The 24,595-nt window shown below is 69.5% G+C and carries 27 protein-coding genes; 3 read left to right on the forward strand and 24 right to left on the reverse strand.

Features of this window, described 5'->3' with window-relative positions:
- Window positions 1-68 precede the first annotated feature (68 nt).
- The 12 genes from rpsQ to ACIPYS_RS19030 form a co-directional block, all read right to left on the reverse strand.
- Window positions 69-341, reverse strand: a complete 273-nt coding sequence (rpsQ, locus tag ACIPYS_RS18975; protein WP_030055826.1) for a 30S ribosomal protein S17 — start codon at window positions 339-341, stop codon at window positions 69-71.
- On the reverse strand, window positions 341-565 hold the full coding sequence (gene rpmC / locus ACIPYS_RS18980) for a 50S ribosomal protein L29 (RefSeq protein ID WP_049649042.1): 225 nt from the start codon (window positions 563-565) through the stop codon (window positions 341-343). The genes rpsQ and rpmC overlap by 1 nt, the downstream gene beginning before the upstream one ends.
- Window positions 565-984: a 50S ribosomal protein L16 gene (gene rplP / locus ACIPYS_RS18985; RefSeq protein ID WP_030393299.1), complete on the reverse strand. Its 420-nt coding sequence runs from the start codon at window positions 982-984 to the stop codon at window positions 565-567. The genes rpmC and rplP overlap by 1 nt, the downstream gene beginning before the upstream one ends.
- A 5-nt stretch (window positions 985-989) precedes the next feature.
- Complete coding sequence (gene rpsC, locus ACIPYS_RS18990) at window positions 990-1,814, reverse strand: 30S ribosomal protein S3 (protein ID WP_030393298.1); 825 nt, start codon at window positions 1,812-1,814, stop codon at window positions 990-992.
- Window positions 1,814-2,161, reverse strand: coding sequence for a 50S ribosomal protein L22 (gene rplV / locus ACIPYS_RS18995; protein WP_030055822.1), 348 nt, complete (start codon window positions 2,159-2,161; stop codon window positions 1,814-1,816). Before rplV ends, rpsC begins: the two co-directional genes overlap by 1 nt.
- 57 nt (window positions 2,162-2,218) lie before the next feature.
- Complete coding sequence (gene rpsS / locus ACIPYS_RS19000) at window positions 2,219-2,500, reverse strand: 30S ribosomal protein S19 (RefSeq protein WP_030055821.1); 282 nt, start codon at window positions 2,498-2,500, stop codon at window positions 2,219-2,221.
- A gap of 11 nt (window positions 2,501-2,511) precedes the next feature.
- The gene (rplB, locus tag ACIPYS_RS19005) at window positions 2,512-3,348 is read right to left on the reverse strand and encodes a 50S ribosomal protein L2 (RefSeq protein ID WP_030393297.1); all 837 of its coding nucleotides are present in this window, start codon (window positions 3,346-3,348) and stop codon (window positions 2,512-2,514) included.
- A 36-nt stretch (window positions 3,349-3,384) separates the two neighbouring features.
- Complete coding sequence (rplW, locus tag ACIPYS_RS19010; protein ID WP_030393296.1) at window positions 3,385-3,705, reverse strand: 50S ribosomal protein L23; 321 nt, start codon at window positions 3,703-3,705, stop codon at window positions 3,385-3,387.
- Window positions 3,705-4,382, reverse strand: coding sequence for a 50S ribosomal protein L4 (rplD, locus tag ACIPYS_RS19015; RefSeq protein ID WP_093861718.1), 678 nt, complete (start codon window positions 4,380-4,382; stop codon window positions 3,705-3,707). The genes rplW and rplD overlap by 1 nt, the downstream gene beginning before the upstream one ends.
- Window positions 4,383-4,387: 5 nt before the next feature.
- On the reverse strand, window positions 4,388-5,035 hold the full coding sequence (gene rplC, locus ACIPYS_RS19020; RefSeq protein WP_030393294.1) for a 50S ribosomal protein L3: 648 nt from the start codon (window positions 5,033-5,035) through the stop codon (window positions 4,388-4,390).
- A 14-nt stretch (window positions 5,036-5,049) separates the two neighbouring features.
- Entirely contained in the window at window positions 5,050-5,358 is a 309-nt protein-coding gene (gene rpsJ, locus ACIPYS_RS19025) for a 30S ribosomal protein S10 (RefSeq protein WP_012785157.1), read from the reverse strand.
- 400 nt (window positions 5,359-5,758) lie between these two features.
- On the reverse strand, window positions 5,759-7,573 hold the full coding sequence (locus ACIPYS_RS19030) for a hypothetical protein (protein WP_093861717.1): 1,815 nt from the start codon (window positions 7,571-7,573) through the stop codon (window positions 5,759-5,761).
- 520 nt (window positions 7,574-8,093) lie between these two features.
- On the opposite strand from ACIPYS_RS19030, the gene ACIPYS_RS19035 reads away from it, so the two are divergent.
- Window positions 8,094-9,803 (forward strand): hypothetical protein, encoded by a 1,710-nt coding sequence (locus ACIPYS_RS19035; protein WP_093861716.1) that lies wholly within the window; start codon window positions 8,094-8,096, stop codon window positions 9,801-9,803.
- 94 nt (window positions 9,804-9,897) lie between these two features.
- Here the strand turns inward: ACIPYS_RS19035 and ACIPYS_RS19040 are convergent, their stop codons facing one another.
- From ACIPYS_RS19040 to rfbB, 6 genes are all read right to left on the reverse strand, one after another.
- Complete coding sequence (locus ACIPYS_RS19040; protein ID WP_093861715.1) at window positions 9,898-10,806, reverse strand: glycosyltransferase; 909 nt, start codon at window positions 10,804-10,806, stop codon at window positions 9,898-9,900.
- Window positions 10,807-10,811: 5 nt separating this feature from the next.
- Window positions 10,812-11,210, reverse strand: coding sequence for a DUF2304 domain-containing protein (locus ACIPYS_RS19045; protein WP_030393290.1), 399 nt, complete (start codon window positions 11,208-11,210; stop codon window positions 10,812-10,814).
- Entirely contained in the window at window positions 11,207-11,896 is a 690-nt protein-coding gene (locus ACIPYS_RS19050) for a glycosyltransferase family 2 protein (protein ID WP_030393289.1), read from the reverse strand. Before ACIPYS_RS19050 ends, ACIPYS_RS19045 begins: the two co-directional genes overlap by 4 nt.
- A 71-nt stretch (window positions 11,897-11,967) precedes the next feature.
- Window positions 11,968-13,305 carry a lipopolysaccharide biosynthesis protein gene (locus tag ACIPYS_RS19055; RefSeq protein ID WP_197698611.1) on the reverse strand — a complete coding sequence of 446 codons (1,338 nt, stop codon included), beginning with the start codon at window positions 13,303-13,305 and terminating at the stop codon, window positions 11,968-11,970.
- Window positions 13,302-14,237, reverse strand: coding sequence for a dTDP-4-dehydrorhamnose reductase (rfbD, locus tag ACIPYS_RS19060; RefSeq protein ID WP_400747388.1), 936 nt, complete (start codon window positions 14,235-14,237; stop codon window positions 13,302-13,304). The genes ACIPYS_RS19055 and rfbD overlap by 4 nt, the downstream gene beginning before the upstream one ends.
- Window positions 14,234-15,211 (reverse strand): dTDP-glucose 4,6-dehydratase, encoded by a 978-nt coding sequence (gene rfbB / locus ACIPYS_RS19065; protein WP_030393286.1) that lies wholly within the window; start codon window positions 15,209-15,211, stop codon window positions 14,234-14,236. Before rfbB ends, rfbD begins: the two co-directional genes overlap by 4 nt.
- 81 nt (window positions 15,212-15,292) lie before the next feature.
- On the opposite strand from rfbB, the gene rfbA reads away from it, so the two are divergent.
- Window positions 15,293-16,168: a glucose-1-phosphate thymidylyltransferase RfbA gene (gene rfbA / locus ACIPYS_RS19070; RefSeq protein ID WP_030393285.1), complete on the forward strand. Its 876-nt coding sequence runs from the start codon at window positions 15,293-15,295 to the stop codon at window positions 16,166-16,168.
- Entirely contained in the window at window positions 16,165-16,773 is a 609-nt protein-coding gene (gene rfbC, locus ACIPYS_RS19075) for a dTDP-4-dehydrorhamnose 3,5-epimerase (protein WP_093861714.1), read from the forward strand. The genes rfbA and rfbC overlap by 4 nt, the downstream gene beginning before the upstream one ends.
- Before the next feature lie 110 nt (window positions 16,774-16,883).
- On the opposite strand, the gene ACIPYS_RS19080 is transcribed toward rfbC, so the two are convergent.
- The 6 genes from ACIPYS_RS19080 to rpsG form a co-directional block, all read right to left on the reverse strand.
- Window positions 16,884-17,333 (reverse strand): GtrA family protein, encoded by a 450-nt coding sequence (locus ACIPYS_RS19080; RefSeq protein ID WP_093861713.1) that lies wholly within the window; start codon window positions 17,331-17,333, stop codon window positions 16,884-16,886.
- Window positions 17,330-18,289, reverse strand: coding sequence for a glycosyltransferase family 2 protein (locus ACIPYS_RS19085; RefSeq protein ID WP_093861712.1), 960 nt, complete (start codon window positions 18,287-18,289; stop codon window positions 17,330-17,332). The genes ACIPYS_RS19080 and ACIPYS_RS19085 overlap by 4 nt, the downstream gene beginning before the upstream one ends.
- Window positions 18,290-18,415: 126 nt before the next feature.
- Window positions 18,416-20,347 (reverse strand): hypothetical protein, encoded by a 1,932-nt coding sequence (locus ACIPYS_RS19090; RefSeq protein ID WP_159424975.1) that lies wholly within the window; start codon window positions 20,345-20,347, stop codon window positions 18,416-18,418.
- A gap of 240 nt (window positions 20,348-20,587) precedes the next feature.
- Window positions 20,588-21,781: an elongation factor Tu gene (tuf, locus tag ACIPYS_RS19095; protein WP_093861710.1), complete on the reverse strand. Its 1,194-nt coding sequence runs from the start codon at window positions 21,779-21,781 to the stop codon at window positions 20,588-20,590.
- Window positions 21,782-21,978: 197 nt separating this feature from the next.
- Complete coding sequence (gene fusA / locus ACIPYS_RS19100; protein WP_045937819.1) at window positions 21,979-24,084, reverse strand: elongation factor G; 2,106 nt, start codon at window positions 24,082-24,084, stop codon at window positions 21,979-21,981.
- 39 nt (window positions 24,085-24,123) lie between these two features.
- A complete protein-coding gene (rpsG, locus tag ACIPYS_RS19105) occupies window positions 24,124-24,594 on the reverse strand; it encodes a 30S ribosomal protein S7 (RefSeq protein ID WP_030393278.1) in 471 nt (156 codons plus the stop codon).
- Window position 24,595 lies beyond the last annotated feature (1 nt).

Consider the following 24,595-nt stretch of genomic DNA (forward strand, 5'->3'; position numbering starts at 1 on the left):
CCGGCCGCTGCTCACACCGGCGTCCACGAGGGACCTGGTGCACATACGGCCGTACCGCATCAACTTCGTTACTTGGCCTTCTCGAGGATCTCGACGACGCGCCAGCGCTTCGTCGCGGACAGCGGGCGGGTCTCCGCGAGGAGGACCCGGTCGCCGATGCCGCAGGCGTTCGCCTCGTCGTGCGCCTTCAGCTTGTTCGTACGGCGGATGACCTTGCCGTACAGAGCGTGCTTGACGCGGTCCTCGACGGCGACGACGACGGTCTTGTCCATCTTGTCGCTGACGACGAGACCCTCACGGGTCTTGCGGAAACCGCGCGTCTCGTTGGTGTTCTCAGTCATCAGGCGCTCTCCACCGTCTCGATGCCCAGCTCGCGCTCGCGCATCAGGGTGTAGATCCGCGCGATGTCCTTACGGACGAGCTTGAGCCGTCCGTGGTTGTCGAGCTGCCCGGTCGCCGCCTGGAAGCGGAGGTTGAACAGCTCCTCCTTGGCCTCACGGAGCTTGGCAACGAGACCCTCGTTGTCCAGCTCGCGGAGGTCAGCAGCCTTGGTGCCGGCCGACATCAGCTCTCACCTGCCTCGCGCCGGATGATCCGGCACTTCATCGGGAGCTTGTGAGCTGCGCGGGTCAGCGCCTCACGAGCCACCTTCTCGTTGGGGTACGACAGCTCGAACATGACCCGACCCGGGTGCACGTTCGCGATCCACCACTCGGGCGAACCCTTACCGGAACCCATGCGGGTCTCGGCCGGCTTCTTGGTGAGCGGACGGTCCGGGTAGATGTTGATCCAGACCTTGCCGCCACGCTTGATGTGACGGGTGACGGCGATACGAGCGGACTCGATCTGCCGGTTCGTCACGTAGGCCGGGGTGACGGCCTGGATGCCGTACTCGCCGAACGCGAGCTCGGTGCCACCCTTCGAAGCGCCGCGGCGCTTCGGGTGGTGCTGCTTGCGGTGCTTGACCCGACGGGGGATCAGCATGACGGTCAGGCCTCCGTTCCGGTGTTCTCGGCAGCCGGAGCCTCGGCGACCGGGGCCGCGGGGGCCTCGGAAGCGGCGGGGCGACGGCCGCGGCCACCACGCTCGCCACCACGGCGCTCGCCACCGCGGGCGGGACGACCACCCTCGGGACGGGCCGGGCGGTTGCCCGAGCGGGCAGCAGCGTTCTCAGCGCGGACCTCGGCGATGTTCTTGACGTCGCCCTTGTAGATCCAGACCTTCACGCCGATGCGGCCGAAGGTGGTCTTGGCCTCGAAGAAGCCGTAGTCGACGTTCGCACGAAGGGTGTGCAGCGGCACACGACCCTCGCGGTAGAACTCCGAACGGCTCATCTCGGCGCCGCCGAGACGACCGGAGCACTGGACCTTGATGCCCTTGGCGCCGGACTTCATGGTGCCCTGCATCGACTTGCGCATGGCACGACGGAAGGAGACGCGGGAGGACAGCTGCTCCGCGACGCCCTGAGCCACGAGCTGGGCGTCCAGCTCGGGGTTCTTGACCTCGAGGATGTTCAGCTGGACCTGCTTGCCGGTCAGCTTCTCGAGGTCGCCGCGGATGCGGTCGGCCTCGGTGCCACGGCGACCGATGACGATGCCGGGGCGGGCGGTGTGGATGTCGACGCGGACGCGGTCGCGGGTGCGCTCGATCTCGACCTTGGAGATGCCGGCGCGCTCCATGCCCTTCGTCATCATGCGACGAATGGCAACGTCTTCCTTGACGTAGTCCTTGTACAGCTTGTCGGCGTACCAGCGGGACTTGAAGTCCGTGCTGATGCCGAGGCGGAACCCGTGCGGGTTAACCTTCTGGCCCATTACCGGGTCCCTTCCTTGCTGCTGACGACCACGGTGATGTGGCTGGTCCGCTTGCGGATCCGGTAGGCGCGGCCCTGGGCACGCGGACGGAACCGCTTCAGGGTCGGACCCTCGTCAACGTACGCCTCGCTGATGACGAGGTCGTCCACGTTGGAGTGGTTGTAGTTGTGCGCGGCGTTGGCAATGGCGCTGTCGAGCACCTTGCCCACCGGCACGGTGGCGGCCTGCGGAGCGAAACGCAGGACGGCCTGGGCCTCCGTGGCCGGCAGGCCACGGATGAGGTCCACCACGCGGCGGGCCTTCATGGGCGTGACGCGGATGTACCGCGCCTGGGCCCTGGCTTCCATGGTTGTCCCCTTAATGGAGTAAGTCATTGAGTCGGTCTGGCGGTGAAGCTCAGGCGACTAGCGACGCTTCGACTTGCGGTCGTCCTTGACGTGGCCGCGGAAGGTGCGGGTCGGAGCGAACTCGCCCAGCTTGTGGCCGACCATCGACTCGGTGACGAACACCGGGACGTGCTTGCGACCATCGTGAACCGCGATCGTGTGGCCGAGCATGGCCGGGAAGATCACGGAGCGACGGGACCAGGTCTTGATGACGTTCTGGGTACCCGCCTCGTTCTGCGCGTCCACCTTCTTGAGAAGGTGGCCGTCGATGAAGGGGCCCTTCTTGAGACTGCGCGGCATCTGACCTGCTCCTAGCGCTTCTTGTTGGTCTTGCGGCGGCGCACGATGAGAGCGTCCGACGCCTTCTTCGGGCGACGGGTACGACCCTCCTTCTGGCCCCACGGCGAGACCGGGTGGCGACCACCGGAGGTCTTACCCTCACCACCACCGTGCGGGTGGTCGATCGGGTTCATGGCCACACCACGCACGGTCGGGCGAACGCCCTTCCAGCGCATACGGCCGGCCTTGCCCCAGTTGATGTTCGACTGCTCGGCGTTGCCGACCTCGCCGACGGTCGCGCGGCAGCGCGCGTCCACCAGGCGGATCTCACCGGAGGGCATGCGCAGGTGCGCCATCTTGCCCTCACGCGCCAGCAGCTGGATGCCGGAGCCGGCGGAGCGGGCCAGCTTGGCACCGCCACCGGGACGCAGCTCCACCGCGTGGATGGTGGTACCGACCGGGATGTTGCGCAGCGGCAGGTTGTTGCCCGGCTTGATGTCGGCGCCAGCGCCGTTCTCGATCCGGTCGCCCTGCGTGATGCCGCGCGGCGCGATGATGTAGCGCTTCTCGCCGTCCGCGTAGTGCAGGAGCGCGATGCGCGCGGTGCGGTTGGGGTCGTACTCGATGTGCGCGACCTTGGCCGGCACGCCGTCCTTGTCGTGACGACGGAAGTCGATCACGCGGTAGGCGCGCTTGTGCCCGCCACCCTGGTGGCGAACGGTGATCCGACCGGCGTTGTTACGGCCGCCCTTGCTGTGCAGGGGGCGAACCAGCGACTTCTCCGGCGTGGACCGCGTGATTTCGACGAAGTCGGCCACGCTCGAGCCACGACGGCCCGGCGTAGTCGGCTTGTACTTGCGGATACCCATTTTCGTCCTCGTCTTGATCGACGATCACGGCCTCCGTCAGGAGGTCGGACCACCGAAGATGTCGATGCGGTTGCCCTCAGCCAGCGTCACAATGGCGCGCTTGGTGTCCTTGCGCTTGCCAAAACCCGTCTTGGAGCGCTTGCGCTTGCCCTGACGGTTGAGCGTGTTGACGGACTCGACCTTGACCGAGAAGACCGCCTCGACGGCCTGCTTGATCTGGGTCTTGTTGGCACCGGGCGACACGACGAACGTGTACTTGTTCTCGTCGAGGAGCGAGTAGCTCTTCTCCGAGATAACCGGCTTCACCAGGACATCACGGGGGTCCGTGAACGTCTTGCTCGTGATCTCTGCAGCCATCAGGCGGCGCTCCCTTCGAGCTCGCCCTCAGCAGCAACGGCCTTGGCGGACGCGGCGGGACCCGCCACGAAACGCTCGAAGGCGGCCTGGGTGAAGACCACATCGTCGGAGACGAGCACGTCGTAGGTGTTCAGCTGACCGGCGTCCAGGATGTGCACGTGCGGCAGGTTGCGGGCGCTCTTCAGACCCAGCTCGTCGGCACGCTCGACGACGAGGAGGATGTTCTTGCGCTCGGTGATCTTGCCGAACAGACCCTTGGCGGCCTTGGTCGACGGCACCTCGGCCGCGACCACGTCGGTGACGACGTGGATGCGGTTGTGGCGGGCCCGGTCGGTGAGCGCACCGCGCAGAGCGGCGGCGATCATCTTCTTCGGGGTCCGCTGCGAGTAGTCGCGCGGCACGGGACCGTGCACAACGCCACCGCCGGCGAACTGCGGCGCACGGGTCGAGCCCTGACGGGCGCGGCCGGTGCCCTTCTGGCGGTACGGCTTCTTGCCGCCACCGCGGACCTCGCCACGAGTCTTGGTCTTGTGGGTGCCCTGACGGGCCGCAGCGAGCTGCGCCACGACGACCTGGTGCATCAGCGGAACGCTGACCTTCGCGTCGAAGATCTCGGCCGGCAGCTCGAGGCTGCCGGTCTTGTCACCCGAGGGCGACAGGATGTCAATGGTGCTCATATCCTTCACAGCCCCTTCGCCGCGGTGCGGACGAGGACGAGGCCGCCGTTCGGGCCCGGGATCGCACCCTTGATGAGGAGCAGACCCTTCTCCGCGTCAACCGCGTGCACGGTCAGGTTCTGGGTGGTCACACGCTCGTGACCCATCCGGCCGGCCATCTTCAGGCCCTTGAACACGCGGCCCGGGGTGGCGCAGCCACCGATGGAACCGGGCGAACGGTGCTTGCGCTGCACGCCGTGACCGGCGCCGAGACCCCGGAAGTTGTGGCGCTTCATGACACCGGCGAAGCCCTTGCCCTTGGAGGTGCCGGTCACGTCGACCTTGACACCCGCCTCGAACAGCTCGGCGGTGATCTCCTGGCCCAGGGTGTACTCGGACGCGTCCGCGGTACGGAGCTCGACCAGGTGGCGGCGCGGGGTGACACCGGCCTTGGCGAAGTGGCCCGCGAGGGGCTTGTTCACCTTGCGGGGGTCGATCTCGCCGAAGCCGATCTGGACGGCGTCGTAGCCGGCCGGGCTGTCGGCGGTGTGGACCTGGGTCACGACATTGGGCCCAGCCTTGACGACGGTCACCGGAACGACCCGGTTGTTCTCGTCCCAGACCTGGGTCATGCCGAGCTTCTCGCCCAGGATGCCCTTAATCTGCTTAGCCATCTTCGGTGCGCCTCTCAGAGCTTGATCTCGATGTCGACGCCAGCCGGCAGGTCGAGACGCATGAGCGAGTCAACCGTCTTCGGCGTGGGGTCGAGGATGTCGATCAGACGCTTGTGAGTGCGCATCTCGAAGTGCTCGCGCGAGTCCTTGTACTTGTGCGGCGAGCGGATGACGCAGTAAACGTTCTTCTCAGTGGGCAGCGGCACCGGGCCCGCGACCTGCGCACCAGTACGGATCACCGTCTCGACGATCTTCTTCGCCGAGGAGTCGATGACCTCGTGGTCGTAGGCCTTGAGCCGGATGCGGATCTTCTGTCCCGCCATGGCTACCTTGTAGTCCTTCTGTCAAGTCGCCGCACGACTCCTCCTCCGACCCCCGCGCTCGGGCGTGTCGCCTTCGCGCTTGCAAAAAACCGGCGAATGAATCGTCGGTTTCAAACTTTCGGGGTGGGGGGGAGCCGGGCTGATACCCCGCACACGCTTCCCGGAAGATTCCCGTACTTTCGCCCCGCAGCTGCCGTGGCGTAACACACACGCTTGACGGCCATCACGGGAACGACGAGTAGATGGGACTCGCTTCCGGTCCTCCCGGCGGGAGGCGCGCAGCATCGGCACTCAACCGAGCAACTTGGACATACTGCCACAGGTGGGAGCCGGAAAGCCAATCGGGGCCGGTGAGGCAGCCCTCACCGGCCCCGGTCGGGGGCGCGCCCTCAGGGGCGGACTACTTCTGGGTCACCCAGGGAGCGATCCTGCCGCAGACCACGGGCCAGTCCTCGGTCGACACCCCGGCGCAGTGCAGCGTCTTCTTGTCCGGCTCCGGCTCCCAGTCCTTGACGATCGGGTCGGCGCAGGCGCGCTGCGGCGTCTCCGACTTCACCGGCGCGAACTTCGGGCAACTGCCGTCCTGCTTCTTGATGTTGTGCGCCCGCCAGGCGTCGATGCCCATCGTGTTGGTCTTCTCGTTCTGCGGCATGTAGCGGTCCACCGACCAGGACGCGCCCATGGTGGCGAACAGCGCCAGGGCGCAGACCAGTCCGGCGGCGAGCTGCCTGGTGCCGCGGAGCGGGACGACCGGGCCCGCCTGATCGGTGCGGCCGACCGCGCGGAACGACCGCTCGACCCAGCCCCGGCCCCGGTCGGTGGCGGCCATCAGACCGGTCACCGCCAGGATGATCAGGCAGTACATGATGATCCAGGTCGTCCGCGGGTAGAGCTGGACCATCTGGTCGTGGGCCATCTGCGAGGCGTAGTAGAAGCGCATCAGCCAGGCGCCGACGAGCACCGCCGCCGCCACCCGGACCACCAGGCTGCGCAGCCCGACCCCGATGCCGATGCCGACCGCGGTGAGCAGCAGCAGCGCGAAGCCGGTCTGGCCGGCCATCTCGCCCGCCTGCGGCCAGGTGTGGTACGTCTCCTGGCCGGAGCGGTCCGACAGCCAGCCGAGCACATAGGCCGGGTCGACGTAGTTGACGATGTAGGCGTACCGGTCCGGGGTCGTCGCCCCTTCCTTGGCGATCTGGTAGAGCAGCGGCGAGCCGATGGCACCCGCCAGACCCACCGTGGTGCCCACGAACAGCAGCGTCCGCCGGACGGCGCGGGCGCCGCCGCGCCAGGGGAACAGGAACAGGGTCAGCACGAAGATGCCCGGCGCCGACCAGAGGTACCAGCCCGAGTAGTAGAGGAAGAGCACACCGAAGACCACGCCGAAGCCCGCGCCGCGCAGCAGCACCGAGCGGACGGACAGCTCGCCGGCCCGGCGCAGCTCGCGCAGGCAGGCGCCCAGCAGCGGCACCAGGATGATCATCGTGACGTGGCTGTACGGCCGGATCGGGTCGAGGAAGACCAGCACCGAGGGCACCGCGACGGCCAGCGCCCAGAACGGCCGCAGCATGAGGCGCCAGGCCAGGTAGCTCATCGGCCCGGCCAGGGCGGTGAAGAAGATCTGCAGGTCGTGCAGGGCGTAGCCCTCGCCGCCGATCCCGCCGTAGTTGAGCTTCGCCCAGAGCGCGATCAGCCCGGGGAACAGCGGCGGGTAGACGCCGGGCAGCCCCTTGTCGTCGAGGATCGACGTGGCCATGTGGATCAGCTGGCTCGGGTCGCCCTCCTGGCCGCCGAGCGGCCACGGGGTGCCGCGCAGCGCGACCACCACTCCCCCGGCCACCACACCGGTCGCCAGGCCCGCGATCGCCCCGCAGACCAGCCGCTGGACCAGCCGGTGCCGCAGGGCCGCGCCCCGGTAGGCGGTGTAGAGCAGCACCGCGAGCAGGGGCAGACCGAGGAAGGCCGCGTACAGCTGGATCTTCGCCAGTCCGCTGACCTGGCCGATCCGGTTCAGCGGGTTCACGGAGATGCGCGTGCACAGCAGGGTGAGGAGGAGCGCGGCGGCGACGCTGACGACGACCTCGGCGGCGATCTGCACCGAGCGCCGCTCGAGCAGGGCCGCACGGCCCGCTCTCCCGCCCGTCTCCGGCGGCGGTCCGCCGTCGCGATCGGTGCTCGCGGCGCTGTCGACCGCTTCGGGGGCCAGGTTCGTCATCTCAGTCCATTCCGTCGGGCGGCCGCGCGGGGCCGCCGGAACTCGGAGGAGCACCTCGTGGCTCCCGTGCGGTGGACGGGGCCGTCGGCCAGGGCCCGGGAGGCTCCTCCGCCCGTCCGGCGCACCGCTCGCGGGGTCGTGCGGTCCGTTCGCGGCGCGTGAGCGCTTCGGTCCGCCCGACCCTCCGGATCGCACCGGGAAGTCTGCCACGCGGTCCTGGGCCAGGCCAATGTGTCCAACGGGGTAACGCACTGACCGTCCGGCCGCGTTGCCTCCCGCCGCCGGGTCGACCCCTTCGGGCAGTCGAACGCCCGGCGCGGCCGAGTGTTCATCCACCGGGCGCAACTCTTTTCCCGTCACGGTGGTCTACACAGGTGGCGTTCGAACGGCTCCCGTGCGCCTGGCAGAATCGAGGCTCGGCCCCACGGCCCCGCGGCCCCGGCACACCGCCGGCCGGCCCACCCGGTGGTCCACCGTCGGCCCCGCACCCCGATCACCACTCCTGAAGGACTCTCGGACAGTGACGAGCGCACCGACAGCCGCCCCCGACCTGACCAGACAGCCGCCGGCGACGCAAGGCCGTCGCGGTGCCCGGGGCGTCCCCGGCAGACCGGCCGTCTCCCTGGTCGCGGAGGGCCTGACCGCCGTCTTCGCGGCGCTGCTCATGACGGCGGCCGCGTCGACCGTCGACCTGAACCCGATGATGCGAATAGGCCAGGTCAGCGGACTGGCCGCGCTCCAGTTCCGGCTGCTGCTGCTGCTCGGCGTCGTCCTGGTGGCCTGTGCCGTCCTCATGCGGCGCCGGCCGCTCGCCCCGGTCCGCTTCGCCGCCGCCGCGGTCTCCGGCCTCGCCTCCGGCGTCACGGCCGCCGGGGTGTCGCTCGCGCTGCGGGACACCAACTGGCCGCTGGGCGGCCAGAACGGCGACGCCGGGAACCTCCAGGCCTGGGCCAACGCCCTGATGGAGGGCAAGTCGCTCGACGGCGGCTACCCCCCGGTCTACCCGCACCTGATCGCCTGGACCGCCGAGTACCTCACCGACGGCCAGACCGCGCACGCCCTCAAGCTGGTCGGCCTGCTGTTCACCGCCCTGCTCGGACCCGCCGCCTACCTGGCCTGGCGGCTGCTGCTGCCCCCGCTGTGGGCGCTGGGCATCGGCGTCACCGCGGCGCTGCCGATGATGCAGCCGTACAAGCCCTACACCAACATCGTGCTGGTGGCCTTCGTACCGGTGCTGGCCAAGCTGCTCCAGACCGTCCAGCGCGCGCCCCGGCTGCCGCGCCGGAAGGCCGCCGTCACCGGCGGCATCCTCGGACTGCTGCTCGGGCTGATGTTCATCGTCTACTCGGGCTGGTTCGTCTGGTCCGCCGCGGGAGCCGTGGTCCTCACCGCCGTGCTGCTGGTGCGGCTCCGGCGGACCGCCGGCAACGGCGCCCTGGTCACGGCCGGGTACACGCTCGGCGCCGCCGCTCTCGGCTTCCTCGCGGTGGCCGGGCTCAGCCTGTCCCGGCTGCTCTCCTCGGCCGGCGGGACGGTCGACCGCTACTGCTACTTCGACACCTTCACCGAGCCCACCTACTTCGCCATGTGGCGCGACGACCTGCCCGGGTCGGACGGGCTGAGCACCTGGCCGCTGCCCGGCGAACTCGGCGGCGTGGGCCTGTTCACGATCGTGCTGCTGGTGGGGCTGGGGATCGCCCTGACCCTCGGCATCGACCGGACCTCGGTGCTCGTCCCCGCCGCCTGCGCCGCCAGCGCCCTGCTGATGCGCTACTGGTACGCCTCCCACATGGAGAGCGACCAGGCGGTCATGCTCTACCCGCGGACGAGCGCGCAGCTGCTCCACTGCCTGCTGCTGCTCACCGGCCTCGCCTGCTTCCTGGTGGCCCGTCGCGGTGCCGACACCGGCGCCGCCCTCGGTGTGGTGCGGCTCTCCCGGCGCCCCGGCCCGCGCGCGGTGGCCGTCGGCACGCTCTGCGCGCTGGGCCTGCTGTTCGGCATGGCCGGCTCGGCCACCGCCGACAAGTTCATGCCGAAGCAGGACGGCGGCACCGGCATCCTCGCCTGGACCGCCCAGGTCACCGCCGACTACAGCGGCCACTGCTCCGCCTACGCGCCGGGCGGCACCTGCAAGCAGCCCGGCGACCCGGCCACGGTCGGGCTGCCCGAGGTGGACGAGGGGCTGCTGACCTGCCGGAACCTCGGCCCCTTCCCGACCTGGCGGCACTGACCCGCAAGCCCCGGGAACGGCCGTGGGGCCGGTGGACCTTCCGGTCCACCGGCCCCACGGCCGTTCTGTTCGCCGTCACCGGCGCGGGGACGCCTCAGGCGTCGTGCCGCTGCCCGGAGGTCAGGGCGTGCCGGACGAGCACCTTGGCGCCGCCGCTCTTCCCTCGGCGCAGCGCGCCCGGCAGCATCGTCAGCGCGTGCAGACGCGAGGCGCTGCGGAACCGGGCCGCCCGGGCGGCCTTCGGCCAGCCGCGGGCGTCCATCCGCTCCGCCACCGCGTTGAAGTACTTCTCCGCCTCGGCGAAGCGGGTGCCCGAGAACGCCTGCACGGAGGACTCGCTCACCGCGTGCCGGCGGTACTGGAAGACGACGGTGGTGTTGTCCACCATCATCGTCTCGCCGCGCTCCAGCAGGTCCACGACCAGCGCCAGGTCCTGGATGACCGAGTACTCGTCGCGGAAGTTGACCTGCCGCAGCACCTCGCCGCGCCAGCAGATCGACGGGAAGTACAGCCAGTTGCCGCGCAGCACGCTGGCCGCCAGCTCCTCGCCGCCCATCAGACGGCGGCCCTTGACGCTCGGCGAGTACAGCTTGTCCTTGACGTTGTCGGCCAGGCCACTGGTGACCACGCCGGCGCCGTCGATCACCTCGACGCCCGGCTGCACCATGCCCAGGTCGGGGTTGTCCTTGAGGATCGCCCGGACGGTCTCCAGGTAGTGCGGGTGCAGCAGGTCGTCGCAGCCCATGATGACCACATGGTCGGCGGTGGAGAGCTCCACGCACTTCTGGAAGTTCTTGGTGATGCCGAGGTTCTGCTCGTTGCGCAGGTAGCGCACCCGGTCGTCGCCGAGCCCGGCGAACCAGCCCGGGACCTCGGGCTCCTTGCCGTCGTCGACGACGGTCAGCCGGAAGTCCGGGTCGCTCTGGGTGAGGATGCTGCGCACTGCGGCCTGCATCAGGGCCACGTCGCCGTAGTACGGCAGCATGAACTCGAAGGTGGCCATGGAGGTCAGGCTCCGCTGCTGTTCACCGGGGCGGAGACCGGGAGGTCCAGGTCGAAGCGCTCCTCGTTCAGCCGGGCACCCTCGTTGATGGCCACGGTCCGGGCGAGGTCGGTGAGCTTCTTCTCCAGCGAGCGGAAGCGCAGGAAGGTGTTCAGGGTCAGGAAGCCCATGGCCAGGACCATCACGTACAGCACCAGGTCGGTGCCGCGGCCGACGCCCATCTTGTGGGCGAACCAGGTGACGTCGCTGGGGCGCAGGATCGCGTAGATGTTCGCGACCACGAAGACCGAGAACGCGATGCGCTTCCAGGCGCGGGTGTTCGCGGCGTCCCAGCGCCGGATGAACATGAACGCGAGGATGACCGCGCCAGCGATCAGGACCAACTGGATCCAGAAGTAGTTCATCGGCGGCCACGCTCCCGAAGCGAGATGTCGAAGATGATGTTGACGCCGTTGATCAGGGACTGACCCTTGGCGCGTGAGTAGTCGGTGTAGAGGATGTCGACCGGGAGCTCGGCGACGCGCAGGTCGGCGCCCGCCAGGAAGCTGACGATCTCCGAGGCGTGGGCCATGCCGTTCATGGTGATCCGCAGCCGGCCGGCCGCCTCACGGTTGAGCACTCGCAGGCCGTTGTGCGAGTCGGTCAGCTTGAGCTTGCGGGCGGTGGGGCTGACCGTCGCGGCGGTCCGCAGGACCACGCGCTTGATCCACGGCACCTGGCCGTTCTGCTCGATGAAGCGCGAGCCGAGGACCACGTCGGCCTCGCCGGTGCGCAGCAGCGCGACCATCTTCTCGACGTCGGCGGTCTGGTGCTGGCCGTCCGCGTCGAAGGTGGCGAAGTACTTGGCGCCCTGCTGGGCCAGGGCGTAGGCCAGCCCGGTCTGCAGTGCGGCGCCCTGGCCGAGGTTGACCGGGTGCCGCACCAGGTGCGCGCCGGTGCTCATAATGTGCTTGGCCGAGTCGTCGGCGCTGCCGTCGTCGACCACAACGATGTTCGGGAACGTCTTGCGCGCTCCCTCCACAACGTCAGCGATCACCTGGCCTTCGTTGTAGGCCGGGATCACCAGCCAGACATCGTCGTACTGGGACATGGGGGCTCCATGTTCGTGGTGTCTCCCGCGCTCGTGCGCGGCAAAAATCCGTATGTCGGGGGGCGAGACGGTCATTCGCCGCTCACCCGGGCACTCATGGTGGGCACAGCCTGCTCCGACGTACTCGGCGCGGGACCGGCCTGGTTCGCCGTCGAACCGGGGAAGCTGCGCCTGAGAGCGGCAAGCATACCGAGCACGGTCGCGACCGACCCGGCGGTGTACGCCACCACCACCCGGGTGGCGACCTCGCCGGGCATGAAGGTGATGCCGGCCAGCACACCGGTGCCGAGCGCCCAGCAGAGCAGCTGCAGGTTGTGCCGCTTGAATACCATCAGCGCCTGACCCAGCACCATCGCGAACATGTACGCGACGGTACCGGCGGACATCCAGAAGAAGTCGAGGTGGCCGAGCACCGGCTCGGCCCCGAACAGCACCTGGATCAGCCGGGGCCCGAGGAGCACCGCCGGGATTCCGCCGAGCAGACCGAGACCGCCGACCACGACGCCGATCCGGCGAAGCATACCGGTGAAGGCCGCCCGGTCGCCCACCGCGATCGCCGCCGAGAGGCCGCTGAGCAGCGAGGCCTGGAGCGAGCCGAAGACGAACAGCGGGACCCGGGCCAGCACGAGCGCGTTGAGCAGCGCCGCGATCAGGGCCGACTCCTCCGGGGCGAGCAGCTTGGTGCTCACCACCGCGGCGTTCACCACGACCTGCGACAGCAGGGTCGAGCAGATCAGCAGGCCGAGGCCGGAGCAGAGCTCGGACCAGGGGATCCGCGGGCCGGGCCGGACCGCCTTGAACAGCGGCGGCAGCGTCAGCACGGTGGCCGCGACCGGCGCCAGGGCGAGGATCAGGCTGAACGCCAGCGCGGAGTGCACCCCGGCCAGGCCGGCGCCGAAGGCCAGGCCGATCCGCAGGCCGCCGTCGATGCCGAGCTGGGTGCCGTAGGCGCCGAACCGGCCGAGACCGGCCAGCACACCGCGGGTGAGGTAGCAGACGGCCATGCCGGCGAAGGCGCCGCCGAGGGCCAGCACCAGCGAGCGGTCGCCGTGGAACATCACATCGGCGATCTTCCGCGAGCCGACGCCGAGCCCCAGCAGGACGACGCCGAGGATGCCGCCGGTCAGCAGCGTGGCACGGCGCAGCACCGGGGCCGCGCCGTGGCCGAGCGCGGCGCGGGCCGCGACGATCCGGGTGAGTTCCTGCTCGATCGGGAAGAACACACCGATCCCGACGGACATCACGATCGTCCACAGCAGGGAAACGTTCGCCATGTCGTCGACGGACAGGCTGTGACCGGCCACCCCGAGGTGGATGTAGGAGGCGGCCCCGAGCACCACGGTGCCGCCGGCCACCGCCAGGGTTCCCGGCGGCAGCGCGGCGGCGACCTTGGTCAGCGGATTCTTCACTGAGACCTGTCACTCTCGGTCGACCGGGCCACCGAGCCCAGCTCGGCGAAGACCGGCGTGCCGAGTGCCTCGGCCAGCTGCTCCCGCCAGTCCGGCAGCGGGCTCAGCCCGGCGTCGGCCCAGCGGTCGTGGCCCAGCACGCTGAACGCGGGCCGGACGGCCGGCGTGACGTACGCGGCGGAGGTGGTCGGCCGGATCCGCTCCGGGTCCAGCCCGCTCAGCCGGTAGGACTCCCGGGCCAGGCCGTACCAGGTGGTCCGGCCGCCGCCGGTGCCGTGGTAGACGCCGGCCGGGGCCTGCCCGGCGAGCGCGGCCCGGCCGAGCGCGACGAGCTGCCGGGCCAGGGCCAGCGACCAGGTCGGCTGGCCCTGCTGGTCGTCCACCACGTCGAGGCTGTCGCGCTGGGCGGCGAGCCGGAGCATGGTGGCCACGAAGTTCTTGCCGTGCTCGCCGTAGAGCCACGCGGTGCGGACCACGTAGCCGTGCTCGGGCAGGAGCTCGGCCACGGCCTGCTCCCCGACCAGCTTGCCGCGGCCGTAGGCGTTGACCGGGCCGGTCGGCGCGGTCTCGGCGTACGGCTCGGTGGCGTCGCCGGGCAGCACGTAGTCGGTCGACACCTGGAGCAGCCGGGCGCCGCTCTTTGCGCAGGCGGCAGCCAGGTGGCGCACGCCGGTGCCGTTGACGGCGGTGGCGGCCTCCTCGGCCGTCTCGGCGCCGTCGACGTTCGTCCAGGCCGCGCAGTTGACGACGACGTGGTGGCCCTCGACGGCGGCCAGCACGGCCGCCGCGTCGGTGATGTCGAGGTCGGCCCGCCCGAGGGCGGTCACCTCGGCCGCCGGGTCGCCGGCCAGGACCGTCAGCAGGTCCTGGCCGAGCATCCCGGCCGCGCCGGTGACCAGCCAGCGGACCGGACCCGAGGAGGTCCCGGTCACTTCTCCAGAGCCGCCTTCGTCTTCAGCGGCTCCCACCAGGCGCGGTTCTCGCGGTACCAGGTGATGGTCTCGGCGAGGCCGTCCTCGAAGCGGACCTGCGGCTCGTAGCCGAGCTCCTCGCGGATCTTGCTGATGTCGATCGAGTAGCGCAGGTCGTGGCCCTTGCGGTCGGCGACGTGCTCGACCATGTCCCAGCCCGCCCCGGCGGCCTCGAGCAGCAGCCCGGTGAGCTCCTTGTTGGTGGCCTCGGTGCCGCCGCCGATGTTGTAGACCTCGCCGGCGCGGCCCTTGCGCATGGCCAGCTCGATGCCGCGGCAGTGGTCCGAGACGTGCAGCCAGTCGCGGACGTTGCCGCCGTCGCCGTACAGCGGCACCTTCTTGCCGTCGATCAGGTTGGTGGTGAACAGCGGGATGACCTTCTCCGGGAACTGGTAGTGCCCGTAGTTGTTGGAGCAGCGGGTCACCACGACGTCCATGCCGTGCGTGCGGTGGTAGGCCAGCGCCAGCAGGTCCGAGGAGGCCTTGGAGGCCGAGTACGGGGAGTTCGGCACCAGCGGCCACTCCTCCGTCCAGGAGCCCTCGCTGATCGAGCCGTACACCTCGTCGGTGGAGATGTGCACGAAGCGGCCGACGCCGTGCTTGCGGGCGGCGTCCAGGAGGACCTGGGTGCCGACGACGTTGGTCAGCACGAACGGGCCCGCGCCCGCGATGGAGCGGTCCACGTGCGACTCGGCCGCGAAGTGGACGACCACGTCATGCCCGGGCATGACGTCGTCGACGGCCGCGGCGTCGCAGATGTCTCCGCGGACGAAGGTGTAGCCGCTGTGCCCCGCGACGGAAGCCAGGTTGGCCTCGACGCCGGAGTAGGTGAGCTTGTCGAAGACGGTGATCCGAGCCTCGGCGTCGGCTCCGAGGAGCTGACGGACGAACTCCGACCCGATGAACCCGGCGCCGCCGGTCACAAGGATGCGCATAATGCGCGCAGTCTATCGCCGTCCCGCGGCTGCCCAGGACCCCGGCCGTACCCCCTGCCCGTTCTCGCATAAGGTGCACGCATGCGTGGAATCCTTCTGGCCGGCGGCACCGGCTCCCGGCTGTGGCCGCTGACTCGAGCGGTGTCGAAGCAGCTCCTCCCGGTCTTCGACAAGCCGATGATCTACTACCCCCTCTCGACCCTCGTGATGGCCGGGATCAGCGAGATCCTGATCATCACGACCCCGAACGACCGCGACCAGTTCGAGCGTCTGCTCGGCGACGGCTCCCAGTTCGGCCTCCGCCTGGAGTACGCCGTCCAGGAGAAGCCCGAGGGCATCGCCCAGGCCTTCGTCCTGGGTGCCGACTTCATCGGCGACGAGTCCGTCGCGCTGATCCTCGGCGACAACATCTTCCACGGCAGCGGCCTCGGCACCCGGCTCTCCGAGCACACCGGCGCCAAGGGCGGCCGGGTCTTCGCGTACCCGGTGGCCGACCCGACCGCCTACGGCGTGGTCGAGTTCGACGAGGACGGCCAGGCCATCTCCATCGAGGAGAAGCCGACCGAGCCCAAGTCCCGGTACGCCGTCCCCGGCCTGTACTTCTACGACAACCGCGTGGTCGAGATCGCCCGCGGCCTGAAGCCGAGTGCCCGCGGCGAGCTGGAGATCACCGCGGTCAACGAGGCCTACCTCCAGGCCGGCGACCTGCACGTGACGATCCTCGACCGGGGCACCGCCTGGCTGGACACCGGCACGTTCGTCTCGATGGTGCAGGCCTCGGAGTTCGTCCGGGTCATCGAGGAGCGCCAGGGCTTCAAGATCGGCTGCATCGAGGAGGCGGCCTGGCGGGCCGGCCTGATCGACGACGCCCGGCTGCGCGAGCTGGCCGAGCCGCTGCTGAAGAGCGGCTACGGCCAGTACCTGGTGGCGCTGCTGGACGAGGAGGGCACCCGATGAAGATCCGCGAGCTGTCCATCGAGGGCGCCTGGGAGCTCACCCCCCAGGTGCACGGTGACGCGCGTGGCCACTTCACCGAGTGGTACCGCTTCGACCGGCTCGCCGAGGTCGTCGGCCACCCGCTGCGACTGGCCCAGGCCAATCTGTCGCTGTCCAGCCGGGGCGTCGTCCGCGGCATCCACTTCGCCGACGTCCCGCCCGGCCAGGCCAAGTACGTCACCTGCGTGCGGGGTGCCGTCCTGGACGTCATCGTCGACCTGCGGGTCGGCTCGCCGACCTTCGGGAAGTGGGAGGGTGTGCGGCTCGACGAGACCGAGCGCAAGGCGGTGTACATCTCCGAGGGCCTCGGCCACGGGTTCTGCGCGCTGAGCGACGACGCGACGCTGACCTACCTCTGCTCGGAGACCTACAACCCGACCGGCGAGCACGGCGTGCACCCGCTGGACCCGGACCTGGGCATCGAGTGGCCGGCCGACGCGCCGCAGCTGTCCGCCAAGGACACCGAGGCCCCCTCGCTGGCCGAGGCGCTGGCGAGCGGCCTGCTGCCCGACTACAAGGCGGTCAAGGCGTTCACCGACGGGCTGGGCGAGGCCCACCGGGCCTGATCCGGAACGCTCCGACGAGGAGGGCCCGGCCGCGTTCGACGCGGCCGGGCCCTCCTCGTCGTTCCGGGCCCTCCTCGCCGTACCGGGGCCGCCGAGCGAGTGCCCGGGCCTCAGCGGCCCTTGAACACCCAGACCTTCAGCAGCAGGAAGCGGACCACCGTGGCGAGCACGTTCGCCAGCACCAGCCCGCCCACCTCGACCGGACGGGAGGCGGCCGGCTCGACCAGTTCCAGCGCGCCGACGCTCAGTCCCAGCCCGATCAGGAAGGCCACCGCACCCTGGGCCTGGTGGCGCAGCGCGCCCTCGCTGCCGGTCACCCCGAAGGTGAAGCGCCGGTTGGCCGCCGTGTTCGCGACCGCGCTCACGGCCAGCGCGACCAGGTTGGACACCTGCGGGGAGGCCACCTGGCGCAGCCCCACGTACAGCGCGAAGTAGAAGAGCGTGCTCAGCCCGCCGATCACCAGGAAGGACGGCACCTGCCGCCGGGCGTCCCCGCCGCGCGGTGCCGGGGGCGGTGCGGGTGGCGGCGTCGACGGCGCCGGATCGCCGGTGAATGTCATCGAGAATTGTCCCGGCGTTCGTCGTCGACCGAGTCGTAGCCGACGAAATAGGCCGGTCGGGCCTGCACCGCCGAGTAGATCCGCGCGGTGTACTCGCCCAGCAGGCCGACGCAGATCAGCTGCACCGCGCCGAGGAACAGCATCCCCATGAAGAGCGAGGACCAGCCGGGGACGGTGACCCCGATGGCGAACGCCACGGCGGTGTAGACGCTCATGATCAGGCAGACCGCGAAGCTCAGCAGGCCGAGCCAGGTGGCCAGCCGCAGCGGGGCGGCCGAGAAGTTGACGATGCTGTCCAGCGCGAGCCGGACCATCTTCGTCAGCGGGTAGTGCGTGGTGCCGGCCACCCGCTCCTCGCGGACGTAGACCACCTCCCCGCTGGGGAAGCCCAGCCACGGCACCAGCAGCCGGTAGACCGGCTGGTGCTCGGGCAGGGCCTTGAGCGCGTCCACGGCGGCCCGGCTGAGCAGCCGGTAGTCGCCGGCCTGGTTGGGCATCCGCTTCCCGACGAGCTTGCGCATCAGCCAGTAGTAGGCGCCGGCCGAGCGCCGCTTGAACGAGCTGTCCGTGGTGCGGTCGCCGCGCACCCCGTAGACGATGTCGAGCTCCCGCTCGCGGGCCAGCGCGAACATCTCCGGGATCTTCTCCGGCGGGTCCTGCAGGTCGGCGTCGAGGCTCACCACGTAGTCGCCCAGGGCGCGGTCCAGACCGGCCTTCAGCGCGGCCTGGTGGCCGGAGTTGCGGGACAGCCTGATGATCCGGAACTCCGGCCAGTCCTGGCGGATCTTCTGCATCAGTACGGGGGTCGCGTCGGTACTGCCGTCGTCGATGCCGACCACCTCGTAGCCCACCCCGAGCGCGTCGAGGATCGGCCGCAGCCGCTCGACGGTCCTCGGCAGCGCCTCCTGCTCGTTGTAGATCGGCATGACGACCGACAACTGAGGCACTGTCGACATGAGTTGGTCCCGCTTTCGGCCTGGGCTGGTGGATCGTGGCCGACAATAGCAGCCGGTACTGAGGGCGGGATGAGGCCGGATGAGCAGGGCATGAGAGCTGTTCCCGCCGGTCGGGGCGGGGGCGGGTCAGACCCCGGGGAAGCTCCGGGCCCACGGGTGGACCCAGTTGTTGCCGGGCTTCACCACCACCGTGACAGCCGGACGGAAGCCGGCGAGGTCACGGCGGATCCGCTCGCCGGTCGCGGGGTCGGCCACCACCACGGTCATCGGCTCGCCCAGTTCCGACGCGGCCTTCCTCAGATGCTGCAGCGCCGCCCGGTGCTCGGCCTCCGGCCGCTCGGCGGCGCCGATGTCCACCCAGTGCGTCTCGTAGAGCGGCAGCATGTCGCCGCCGCGCGAACGCAGCAGGGCGGCGAGCCAGGTGGACTTGAGGTTCTTGTAGTCGTCGTTCGAGTAGAGCACCATCATCGGCCCCTGGATGCCGTCGAGGTCGCCCATCACGGTGGCACCGTGCCGGGGACCGATGTCGCTCCAGTCCTCCCCCCGGCTCCAGGCCGCCAGGCTGCTGTCGTGCCAGGCCGAGGGCCTGCCCTTGAAGGAGTGCATGCCCCATTGGACGCCGGCGAAGAGGGCGAACGCCGTCGCCACCGCGAGCACCGAGAGGAGTCCCTCGCCGATCCGGCGCCGCAGCACCGGTACCCCGGCGGACGGGACGGTGCGCAGCAGCGGGCCCACCGCGCCGATCGACACCAGGGCGATCACGACCCCGGTGCCGGCCAGCTTCTCGAAGTAGTAGGAGACCTGCCCGATGGTGCGGATCTGCCACCAGGCGAAACCGCCGACCGCCGCCCCGGTGCCGAGCACCACGACGAGCAGGGCCTGCCCGGTCGCGGTCCGCCGCAGGCCCGGCGACAGCGCGGCCAGCGTGCCCAGCAGCAGACCGCCGACCATGACGGCCCGGTCCGCGCCGACGCTGGGACCGCCGAGGTTGGAGGTGCCGGCGACGTCGAGCTCGGAGAGTACGGACACCAGGCTGGGCAGACCCGCGACGCCGAGCGCGAGCGCGGCGGCCAGCGCGCAGCGCGGCCGGTGCGCTCGCCGGAACCGGCGGCGGTGGACCACCAGGGACCCGACCACGGCGAGGCCGGCCACGGCGCCGAAGAGGTTGTAGACGTAGGTGACGGTGATCAGACCGAGCGCCGCGACGAGCAGGAACTCGACCGTCCCCGCCGCGGGCCGCACCATGAAGGCCGCGAGCAGGGCCACCGCCAGCAGACCGACCACGGTGGAGTCGAAGCCGTGGACGACCAGATCGGTGTAGTTGCTGGAGAAGACCAGCGCGGCGACCGTGCCGCACACCGCCGCCGTCCGCCAGCCGCGCAGTCGCGGGCCGCCGATCCAGCGGGCCGCCCAGACCAGGGCCGCGCCCAGCAGCGCGTACGCGGCCAGGACGTACAGCAGGTAGCGGTTCATGGTGCCGAGCGGCGTGCCGAGATCCGCCGCGGACCGCACCAGCGAGTCGACCCAGGCGAGCAGGAAATGGGTGCCCTGCGGGTAGACCGCCTCGGACGGCGACATCATGTACGCCTTGGCGGCCTCCTGGTGCAGGAAGTTGTAGCCGCCGACGTGCTGGATGCCGACGAAGTAGGAGAAGTGGTTGAGCCGGTCCTCGGAGGTGGTCAGGAACTCCAGGCGCCAGCCCGGTCCCTTGCCGGTCAGCGGCGCGGACAGGTAGTGCCACATCCCGTAGGCGGTACCGAGCACCAGGAGGTCGGACGGCCGGAACCGCAACGGCAGCCGGGGAGTGCGCCGGCCCAGCCACCCGGTGAGGGTCACCACGCTGAGGAGCGCGCCCGAGGTGGGGACGGGATCGAGCCCCCAGGGCCAGAACGAGAAGAGCAGTCCCAGGACCAGCACACCGCCGGCGACGACCAGCGCGGCGGCGACCAGCCGGTCGAGCAGCACGCCGCCGACCCGGAGCAGGGAGCCGACGGCCAGCAGCAGCAGCGGGAGGACCAGCACGCCGAAGCCGGTCCCGACGAGCGCTGCCGGAAGCACCCAGGATGCGAAAAGGCAGCCTGCCAGCATCGGCAGACTGCGCTCGGGGCTTCCGGGAGAGGGGTGTTCGACGCTCGATGCATTGACCGAGCGTGATTCTTCCAGCACGGAGAGTGTTCGCACCATGGTGCCGGATCCTATAGAGCGGAACCGCTCCGGACAAAAGCCGAGGGCCCGGCGAAGATCGTGAGATCTTCGCCGGGCCCTCCTCGACCGATGGTCGAGAAGTCAGAGCATCAATTACTTGATGATCTTGGTGACCTGGCCGGCGCCGACGGTCCGACCACCCTCACGGATGGCGAACTTCAGGCCCTCCTCCATGGCGATCGGCTGGATCAGCGCGACCGTCATGCCGGTGTTGTCGCCCGGCATGACCATCTCGGTGCCCTCGGGGAGGGTCACGACGCCGGTCACGTCCGTGGTACGGAAGTAGAACTGCGGGCGGTAGTTGTTGAAGAACGGGGTGTGACGGCCACCCTCGTCCTTCGACAGGATGTAGGACTGGGCCTCGAAGTCGGTGTGCGGCGTGACCGAACCCGGCTTGATGATGACCTGGCCGCGCTCGACGTCCTCGCGCTTGATGCCACGGAGCAGCAGACCGACGTTCTCACCGGCCTGGCCCTCGTCGAGCAGCTTGCGGAACATCTCGATGCCGGTGACCGTGGTGGTGGTCTTCTCGGTCTTGATGCCGATGATGTCGACGGTCTCGTTGACCTTGAGGATGCCACGCTCGATACGACCGGTGACGACGGTGCCACGACCGGTGATCGTGAAGACGTCCTCGATCGGCATCAGGAACGGCTGGTCCACGGCGCGGGCCGGGGTGGGGATGTTCTCGTCGACGGCGTGCATCAGGCCGAGGAGCTTCTGGCCCCACTCGGCGTCGCCCTCGAGGGCCTTCAGCGCGGAGACGCGGACGACCGGCAGGTCGTCGCCCGGGAACTCGTACTCGGAGAGCAGCTCACGGACCTCGAGCTCGACGAGCTCCAGGATCTCCTCGTCGTCCACCATGTCGGACTTGTTCAGCGCGACGACGATGTAGGGGACGCCGACCTGGCGGGCCAGGAGGACGTGCTCCTTGGTCTGCGGCATCGGGCCGTCGGTGGCGGCGACCACCAGGATGGCGCCGTCCATCTGGGCGGCACCGGTGATCATGTTCTTGATGTAGTCCGCGTGACCCGGGCAGTCGACGTGGGCGTAGTGACGCGCCTCGGTCTGGTACTCGACGTGCGCGATGGAGATGGTGATACCGCGCTGCCGCTCCTCCGGCGCCTTGTCGATCTGGTCGAACGGCGTGAAGGGGTTGATGTCCGGGTACGCGTCGTGCAGCACCTTGGTGATGGCCGCGGTCAGCGTGGTCTTACCGTGGTCGATGTGACCGATGGTGCCGATGTTGACGTGGGGCTTCGTCCGCTCGAACTTCGCCTTCGCCACTGAGTCCTCCTGAGGACAGTTCTGTACGCCGTGGTGACGTCAGTTGGTCTTTGATCGGTTTTGTGTGGGCTGTCCGGAGGACACCCCGTGCCGCCCCACCGGGTGGGGGGCCGGAGGCCCCGGGAGGATCCGACCGGATCCTCCCGGGTTGCCTCCCAATAGCCTAAGGGGTGGCTGTTGTCCCGAAAGTCGGGACGTTACTCGCCCTTGGCCTTCGCGATGATGTCGTCCGCGACGTTCCTCGGAACCTCGGCGTACGAGTCGAACTGCATCGAGTAGCTCGCGCGACCAGAGGTCTTGCTGCGCAGGTCACCGACGTAGCCGAACATCTCGGAGAGGGGCACCAGCGCCGTGACGACGCGGGCACCGTGACGCTCATCCATGGACCGGATCTGGCCACGGCGAGAGTTGATGTCGCCGATCACGTCGCCCATGTAGTCCTCGGGCGTGGTGACCTCGACGGCCATCATCGGCTCCAGGAGGACCGGCTTGGCCTTCCGGGCGCCTTCCTTGAAGGCCATCGAGCCGGCGATCTTGAACGCGAGCTCGGACGAGTCGACGTCGTGCGCCGCACCGTCGAGCAGCTTCACGCGAACGCCCTGGAGCGGGTAGCCGGCGAGGATACCGAACTCCATGGCCTCCTGGCAGCCGGCGTCGACCGACGGGATGTACTCCCGCGGCACGCGGCCACCGGTGACCAGGTTGACGAACTCGTAGCCCTCGGCCTGCTCGAGCGGCTCGATCGCGATCTGCACCTTGGCGAACTGACCGGAACCACCGGTCTGCTTCTTGTGGGTGTAGTCGATGCGCTCGACGGCCTGACGGATCGTCTCGCGGTACGCGACCTGCGGCTTGCCGACGTTGGCCTCGACCTTGAACTCACGGCGCATACGGTCGACGAGCACCTCGAGGTGCAGCTCGCCCATACCCGCGATGATGGTCTGGCCGGTCTCCTCGTCCGTGTTGACCTGGAAGGACGGGTCCTCCTCGGCGAGACGCTGGATGGCGACACCCAGCTTCTCCTGGTCACCCTTGGACTTGGGCTCGATCGCGACGCGGATGACCGGGGCCGGGAAGTCCATGGACTCCAGGATGACCGGGTTCTTCTCGTCGGACAGCGTCTCACCGGTGGTGGTCTGCTTCAGGCCCATGACGGCGATGATGTCGCCGGCGCCCACCGAGTCGATCTCCTCACGCTTGTTCGCGTGCATGCGGTAGATCTTGCCGATGCGCTCCTTCTTGCCCTTGACGGCGTTCAGCACCGAGGTGCCGGACTCCAGGCGGCCCGAGTAGACCCGGACGAAGGTGAGCTTGCCGAGGTGCGGGTCCGACATGATCTTGAACGCGAGCGCGGCGAGCGGCTCGTCGTCCGAGGCCTTGCGGGAGATCTTGACGGTGTCGTCGCCCGGCTTGGTGCCCTCGATGGACTCGATGTCCAGCGGGGACGGCAGGTACTTGACGACGGCGTCGAGCAGGGGCTGGACGCCCTTGTTCTTGAACGCGGTACCACAGAAGATCGGGGTGAAGTCCGAGTTCAGGGTGCCCTTGCGGATCGCGTCCTGCAGCAGCTCGACCGGGATGTCCTCGCCCTCGAGGGCGAGCTCCATGATCTCGTCGCTGACGTTCGACACGGTGTCGATCAGCTGCTCGCGGTACTCGTCCGCCTGCTCCTGCAGCTCGGCCGGGATGTCGACGATGTCGTACATCTCGCCCTTGGCCGCCTCGGCGGACCAGACCAGCGCCTTCATGCGGACCAGGTCGACAACGCCCTGGAAGTCCGACTCGGCACCGATCGGCAGCTGCATGACCAGCGGGGTCGCGCCGAGGCGGTCCACGATGGTCTTGACGCAGAAGAAGAAGTTGGCGCCCGTGCGGTCCAGCTTGTTGATGAAGCAGATGCGCGGGACGCCGTAGCGGTCAGCCTGCCGCCACACGGTCTCGGACTGGGGCTCCACACCGGCGACACCGTCGAACACCGTCACGGCACCGTCGAGGACGCGCAGCGAACGCTCCACCTCGACGGTGAAGTCGACGTGGCCCGGGGTGTCGATGATGTTGATGGTGTGGTCGGCATCGTCGACGGTCCAGTGACAGGTCGTCGCGGCCGACGTGATCGTGATGCCGCGCTCCTGCTCCTGCTCCATCCAGTCCATGGTGGCAGCGCCATCGTGGACCTCACCGATCTTGTACGACACACCGGTGTAGAACAGGATCCGCTCGGTGGTGGTGGTCTTGCCCGCGTCGATGTGCGCCATGATCCCGATGTTGCGGACCTTGGCGAGGTCAAGGGAGGTTGCAGCCATGGTGGCTCGTTCTCTCTCTGTCTAGTGACGGGGTACGGACTACCAGCGGTAGTGCGCGAACGCCTTGTTGGACTCGGCCATCTTGTGGGTGTCCTCGCGACGCTTCACGGAAGCGCCCAGGCCGTTGCTGGCGTCGAGGATCTCGTTCATCAGGCGCTCGGTCATGGTCTTCTCGCGACGGGCGCGCGAGTAGCCGACCATCCAGCGCAGCGCCAGGGTGCTGGCGCGGCCCGGGCGGACCTCGACCGGAACCTGGTAGGTCGCGCCACCGACACGGCGGGACTTGACCTCGAGGGCGGGCTTGACGTTCTCCAGCGCACGCTTCAGCGTGACGACCGGGTCGGCGCCGCTCTTCTCGCGGACGCCCTCGAGGGCGCCGTAGACGATCCGCTCGGCGGTGGAGCGCTTGCCGTGCAGCAGGATCTTGTTGACCAGCTGGGTGACGACCGGGGAGCCGTAGACCGGGTCGATGATGACCGGGCGCTTCGGGGCGGGGCCCTTACGAGGCATT

The organism is Kitasatospora sp. NPDC089913 (genome assembly GCF_044748625.1).
Taxonomy (GTDB): Bacteria; Actinomycetota; Actinomycetes; order Streptomycetales; family Streptomycetaceae; genus Kitasatospora.